Origin of the sequence: Schlesneria sp. (assembly GCF_036405755.1) — a bacterium.
GTDB lineage: Bacteria > Planctomycetota > Planctomycetia > Planctomycetales > Planctomycetaceae > Schlesneria > Schlesneria sphaerica.
In genome coordinates, this window is record NZ_DASWWZ010000483.1 from 1 (window position 1) to 6,464 (window position 6,464).

A 6,464-nucleotide genomic window follows, 5' to 3' on the forward strand; every position below is an offset into this window, starting at 1 on the left:
CTCAGTGGTCGAAACCCCCGGGGTAATCCCCAACGCCTTGACTCGTCCACCGTAGCCGAGCACCACCTCGCGTCCGACGATCTCGTCTTCGCGATAGGTTCCCCCTTTCACGAGCACGTCCGGCTGTATCTGGCGCAAGACGGCATGGGGAGTCTCTTCATCGAAGACAACGACGTAATCAACCGATTCCAGCCCCGCGAGCATCTGAGCGCGGTACTCTTCATTGAAGATCGGTCGATCGGGCGCCTTGTTCAAACGTCGCACGCTATTGTCGCTGTTGATTGCGACAATCAGGCAATCTCCTTCCTGGGCGGCTTCCTGCAGGTAGCTGAGATGCCCCACGTGGAGCAGGTCAAAACAACCATTGGTGAGGACCACCTTTTGTCCCGCTTTGTGCCTTGCGGCAACATGCCGCGTCAACTCGTCGACGGTACAGACCTTTCCTGCCGCGCGACGGGATCCTCGCAGCAGGTCGGTCAAAATCTCTTTGCGACTGATGCGAACGACGCCGACTTGTTCGACCTCAAGTCCCCCGGCCACGTTCGCCAGTCGACACAGATTGGTTGGCTCGATGCCGGCGGCCATACCCAATCCGAACATGGCCAGAACCATATCGCCGGCTCCGGTCACGTCGTAGACCTCACGCACGCGGGTGGGCAAGTGGACAGATTGACCATGACGCGGCGCCAGAACAATTCCGTCCCGGTCGAGCGTAACAAAGGCCATGTCGAGCTCGAACTTTTCGACAAGCAACTGCCCCGCCTGATAGGCAGCATCGATCGTCCGGATTTCAACACCCGTTGCCTTTTGAGTTTCCGAGCGATTGGGTGTGACGCCTGTTGCGCCACGGTAGATGTTGTAATCGCCGCCTGCGGCGGGATCGACAATCACCGGCAATCCCGCGGCCCGTGCGGCCTTGATCAAAGGTCGCAGCAGTTCTGCAGTGCAGACTCCTTTCGCATAATCGGAAATCAGCACCGCTTGAAATTCATGCAGCCGGGGAAGGATGGCTGCCAGCAGTTGCACGACAATGGCTGAGGCGACAGGCTTTCGATCTTCCCGATCGACTCGCAGCATTTGATGAGGATGACGGTGCTGGGCACGTCCCATGAATCGGACTTTGCAGGTCGTCGGCCGTTCACTGTCCACGACCAGAGCCGCACAGTCGACTCCAAATCGTTCGAGTTCTTTCGCGACCCAAACTCCATCGGGATCGGCTCCGACAACGCCGGCGAGAGTGACTTCCGCCTCCAGTCCGCGCAGCATGTTGGCGACGTTTGCCGCGCCACCCAGCCGCGTCTCCTGTCGATCCTCTCGCAAGAGAATCACGGGGGCTTCCTGACTGATCCGTTCAGCATCACCCCAGACATAGCGATCCAGGATCAAGTCACCGATGACGAGCACCCGCGGAGTGCCCAGTCGCGCCATTTCATCGATCAGTTCAAACGTCATTGTCCGCCATCCTTGGCTGATTGACTAACGCTCTTCGTCCAATTCGTCGCTCGGTATCCGTGAAGAAACTTCCCGAGTCAGGTCCGGACTCCGCCGGATCCATCAGGTTAACTTCTGATGCCCGCAATCATCCTCGCGTCAGGCGGTTCCGTCAATGCGGTTTCAAAATCGAAATGCCTCGGGACCGGTTTCTCGTGCTTTGACGCTCGTGGCCGAGAGCCGTTCCCAAGTGCCCCGAACCCGGCAGAGTCACCTCCCGCTAGACCCAAAATCACTGTGTCATAGTGCGAAAGTCCCCGCGCTGAAACCCGATTGGCTCCCTAGGACGACCGCGAAACGGCGTTCGAGTCGCGCATTCATGCGAAGCAGATCAATCGCTTAAAAAAGTCCGCCAGCAGTCGTACTTGCGGCTACTCAAATGATGAAACAACAACGGATTTCTCGCCGGCTTGTGAGGCTGTTTCATCAGCTTCATGTTCGCTTCATAGGGAGTGCGTCCTCCCTTCCGCACATTGCAATCGAGGCAGCAGCAGACGATATTTTCCCAGTTGGTTGGCCCTCCGCGACTTTTGGGCATCACGTGATCGAGGCTGAGCCGATGTGTTCCGAACCGTTTCCCGCAGTACTGGCAGCGGTTCTCATCCCGTAGGAAAATGTTGCGGCGATTGAACTTGACCCCATTTCGGGGCAATCGGTCATAGCGGAGCAACCGAACAATACGAGGGACCTGGATTTCAAAGTTCACCGCGCGAATCCAGTCCACATCCTCCCGGTCATCCATTTCGAGACGGAGAAAACCCATCTCCACCCAGTTCTCGAAGTCGTACGAATGAAACGTACCGTCGTCGACGGAGATGACTTCGGCGGCCCCTTTGTAGAGCAGGCAGAAGGCGCGACTGACGGAGAGAACATGCACCGGAAGATAGTGACGATTCAGTGCCAGTACGCTCGACTGAATCGCCGGACTGTGTGCTGCAATCATCTCGCCTGTGCTCCTCCGCACTGGACAAGTAGGGGCGTCACGTGCATCACAGTGGCGAGTTGCAAAAGGCAGAAACAGGAATAGACCATGCAAACCGCCAACCGTTCCCTCATTGTAGACGGGATCTCAACCAAACGGCAACAATGACACATCCACGGATCAGGGGACACCTAGCCCTAAAGTATGTTCGAAAACGTTGCGATTACAGAACTAACGGGACTGTCAGGATCGTCGTCAGCATTCACAAATGCGAGCCCGCGAATCGTCTGACCTAATCAAAGCATTTACGCAAACAGCAACTTACGACTCTTAAGATGACCGAGAGCACCGCGTTGTCCGCTTTCTGAAGCGGGTCCGCAAGCGATTGATTCGCCACCGCGCCAGACCGTCCCCGTCTGACACTTTCGCCTCATCCTGGATTTTCAAGCAGTTCCAGCCCCGACTCATAAATCCTTTCGATGCATCAAGCTTGCAGCGCGCAGTTTCGTGTTTCCGAAACCACACGCCTCTACGGAAACAACGCTGCTTGTTCCACCCCACCATCAGGGATGGGAACGCTGATGAGCGCCTGGTGTGTTCAGGCCGAATGCAAGCAAGCCCGTCCAGAACTGGGCGGGCTTGATCAGAAACGAGTTCGAAAGGTGTTGTTGCAGAAGGTGGCCTAAGCAGCTATTGCGTCAACCGCCTGTTGGACTGGAGCGACAGGCTCGGCATTGGCCACTTCTGCTCCGAGAACTTCCGCGACGAGAGCTCCGTAGTCGATGGCACCGGGACTCTTCGGAGCGTAGTCAAAAATGGACTGACCGAAGCTGGGGGATTCCGCCAGCTTGATGTTACGTCGGATACGGCTTTCGAAGATTCGAGCGTTCTTCCAGGGAGCCCGTGGGTCACTCTGTTCCAGGAAGTGGATCAGGTCGTCGGTAATATCGGCAGCCAGTCGCGTCGATGTTTCATACAGGCACAGCACGATTCCGCTGACGATCAGATCGCGATTCAGTCGGCGCTTCACCAGGGCGGTCGTTTCGAACAGTTTTGACAAGCCCTGCAAGGCTAGAAAATGCGGCTGCAGAGGGATGAAGACTTCTTTCGCAGCCGTCAAGGCGTTGATCGTGAGAACACCCAGGGAAGGGGGGCAATCCATGACCACATAATCCAGCGGTTGCTGCTGGCAAAGCTTTTCAATGGCATTGCGCAGGATCAGTTCACGCCCCTGCATGTCGACAAGTTCGACTTCGGTCGCCGCCAGATCGAGGTCAGACGGGACGACCCACAGGTTGTCGACTGCGAGCTGCTTAACGTCGGCCATCGACTTCCGACCGGAGAAAACATCGTAGACGGTCGGAGTCTGCCCAAATGCATCCACACCCATATGCAGGGATGCGTGGCCTTGTGGATCCAGATCGATCAGACAGACACGACGGCCCTGCTTTGCGAGACCAGCCGCAAGATTCACACTGGTAGTCGTCTTGCCAACGCCACCCTTCTGATTCATCACACAAATGCTGCGCATCGGGCGTCCTTTCCCGGAGAGTCAAAATTCGATGAGGCAATTTTAGCCGACAGTGCGAATCGGTGAAAGACGGGTTTCACAGACAGACACCTGATATTGAAGTCATTGACTTGAATTGACTTAGCGACGATTCCACTCGCAATCTGACATTCTGGCGGCGAGCATGAGACAGGGCGAGACTACCTGCAGCATCTTCACCCCATCCACTGTGATTCGTGCAAGTCAGGAAATGAAAAGAACCGGAGAGATTCCCCCGGTTCTTTTCGTTCGGTTGTCTATTTCACCATGTAAGGTTTTTCTCGCGACTTTTCGACCAGGTCTCGCCATTTGGCGGAACCATCATCGGGAACCAATCGGGTGTTAACCCCTTTCTCGAAATAGGGCATTCGTCCGGCGATGGCGTGGGTGAGCATGTAGTTCACGGTGCCGTTACTCGCCGTGTACATCGTCCGACCGTCTGGCCACGTTGTTTCCAGCAGCCGCTGGGGCTCTGGTCGCGTGGCTGGCTTCGTCACAGCGTACTTCTTCAGTACGTCACGATTCAGCTCAAAGCCAACACCCGGGGCGTCCGGGACAATCGCAGTGCCATTCTCAACCACGATCGGAGCCGTGAGTGTCGATACGTCGAATAGCTGGTGACAGTTCACTGCGGGCCATTTGGCCCATTCCAGAACGCCACCGAAATGCAATGAGTGAGCGGCAGTGACGGATGAGCCGACCAGTTGCAGCCAGAACGGCTTTCGTGACATGGCACAAACCGCTCCCGTTCGCATCAGCGTGGATGCGCCTCCACCCACCACGAAGCCGTCGCAGGCGTCTGTCTTCAGCATGTCCCACGGATCAGGGTTACCGTAGTGGAGCGCGACCTTGGCCTTGAGTGCCTCTTTCAACTGGTGATTTCCCTCCAGGTCCGCCTGAGGAAGCGGACCTTCCCAGATGTCGACTTGGGGAATACTGTCAAACTCCTTCAGAATCGGAATCGCCCGCTCCGCGGTCAGCAACGTGTCATTGAAATCCATGTCGATCTTGAACGACTCAGGAACTACCTTGATCGACAGTTCGATCTGCTTCCACAAATCAAACCAGGGCCGACCTTTAGTCTTCAGAGACATGTACCCTGACTTGTAGGCAAGTGCACATTCGCTCGCCAGGTCTTCGGGGGGGAGGTCGATATTCCACCATGAAAGCGGAGTCCGGGGGTAGTGCTTCTTACCCAAGAGAGCATGCAACGGGACTTCCAGCGTCCGGGCCACGGCGTCGAAGAGCGCCATCTGCAATCCGGCTCCCAGAGAATCGTCCCACATCATTTCTGCCGCATTCTTCCCCCGACAGCGTTCGACAGCCTGATCGCTGGTGGTTCCCCAGGTATAGAACAGCATTGTCTCACCGAACCCGGTTTTCCCGGACTTCAGAGTGACTTCGCAGATCTCCAGATACTGCCAATGCGGAATCTCGCGCGCCATCGCACGGGCAGGGATTTCACGGAACGGAAGATGAAGTGTCGTTCGCTCAATCTTTTCGATCGTCAGCCAGGTCGACGACACGGCCGCCGGCAGTTGCGGAGCGGACCAGTGCCCGAGCAGAGCTGCGCTGCTCGCCATTGCGCCCCACCGCAAAACGTCTCGACGGCTCATCCGTGGACTGTAAGAGATGTCACTTCGTTGCTGCATTCTCAGTGTTCCCGATGTTTCCAGTAAATGAATTCCGCGAGCGCCAGATAATGGCGACTCGCGCCGCTACGGATCTTTCGAGCAATGTCGCAACGTACCATTTCCGCCGTCAGAGATCGAATCAAAAGCGGTCTGGATATCACCCAATTCGCCAGGATCGGCTCTCGCAATTCGGGAACGCGAAGCGCAGGGACGTCCTCAATTTGAAGACTCACATCTTTCAGAGAGCACTCCTCAAGCGAGGCTTCCAATTTCCGAAAGGCAGATCGCAAACCACTTGCGGGGAGGGAGACGTCTGGCTCGAAACTCACTTGGTGGCGATCTTCGTCCTCAATGCCGATTCGCCTTCAGTGCCGATCAGTGGAGAACTTCGACGCCATCCAGAGTGCGTTGCAGTTTCCTGACACCGCTTGGAGTAACCTGCGAGCCAGTCACATTGACGCGCGCGGGGGTCTGCGATCCCTGGAATGTCTTGCCGATCGCATCGAGGCCCGAATCTGTTACCGAAGTGTTATTCACACCAACCGACCCGATTTTGGAGAAGTACTTCAGCCTCGGAAGCAGACGTTTCAGGTCAGCGTCGTGGCACTCGGTTCCACCGAGGTCTGCGTTGATCGATCCGTCCTCATCCTGAGTGATCGATCCCCCCAACCGTTGAACCATTCCTACCGCAGCGCGTCGCTGCGCACCGGGGTAGATTCCGTCGAGTCCGATAACCGCACCAATCACACCAACCGCCCAAACGACTCCGAGCATCTGCTTGAGCTGAGGTTTCAAGTTGGATCGAACCAGCAACAGCAGACATAACGTGGCGACAGCCGCCACAGTGGCGAGCCAGGCCGCGTCCATT

At 56.6% G+C, this 6,464-nt stretch carries 5 protein-coding genes; all 5 read right to left on the reverse strand.

The genetic code is table 11. The features are described from left to right. A partial coding sequence (locus VGE80_RS16355; RefSeq protein WP_440593414.1) for a PfkB family carbohydrate kinase occupies positions 1–1,452 on the reverse strand: 1,452 nt, incomplete at its 3' end. A 370-nt stretch (positions 1,453–1,822) separates the two neighbouring features. Further along, on the reverse strand, positions 1,823–2,434 hold the full coding sequence (locus VGE80_RS16360; protein WP_373652468.1) for an HNH endonuclease: 612 nt from the start codon (positions 2,432–2,434) through the stop codon (positions 1,823–1,825). Positions 2,435–3,095: 661 nt separating this feature from the next. Further along, positions 3,096–3,944, reverse strand: coding sequence for a ParA family protein (locus VGE80_RS16365; RefSeq protein ID WP_373652469.1), 849 nt, complete (start codon positions 3,942–3,944; stop codon positions 3,096–3,098). A gap of 275 nt (positions 3,945–4,219) precedes the next feature. Then, a complete protein-coding gene (locus VGE80_RS16370) occupies positions 4,220–5,614 on the reverse strand; it encodes an enolase C-terminal domain-like protein (protein WP_440593415.1) in 1,395 nt (464 codons plus the stop codon). Positions 5,615–5,971: 357 nt separating this feature from the next. Beyond that, the coding region (locus VGE80_RS16375; RefSeq protein WP_440593416.1) for a hypothetical protein at positions 5,972–6,464 on the reverse strand (493 nt) is incomplete at its 5' end.

Bases quoted from the DNA above. Each gene is read 5' to 3' on its own strand.
- VGE80_RS16360 (WP_373652468.1), bottom strand. From the start codon at position 2,434: ATGATTGCAGCACACAGTCCGGCGATTCAGTCGAGCGTACTGGCACTG.
- VGE80_RS16370 (WP_440593415.1), bottom strand. From the start codon at position 5,614: ATGCAGCAACGAAGTGACATCTCTTACAGTCCACGGATGAGCCGTCGA.
- VGE80_RS16365 (WP_373652469.1), bottom strand. From the start codon at position 3,944: ATGCGCAGCATTTGTGTGATGAATCAGAAGGGTGGCGTTGGCAAGACG.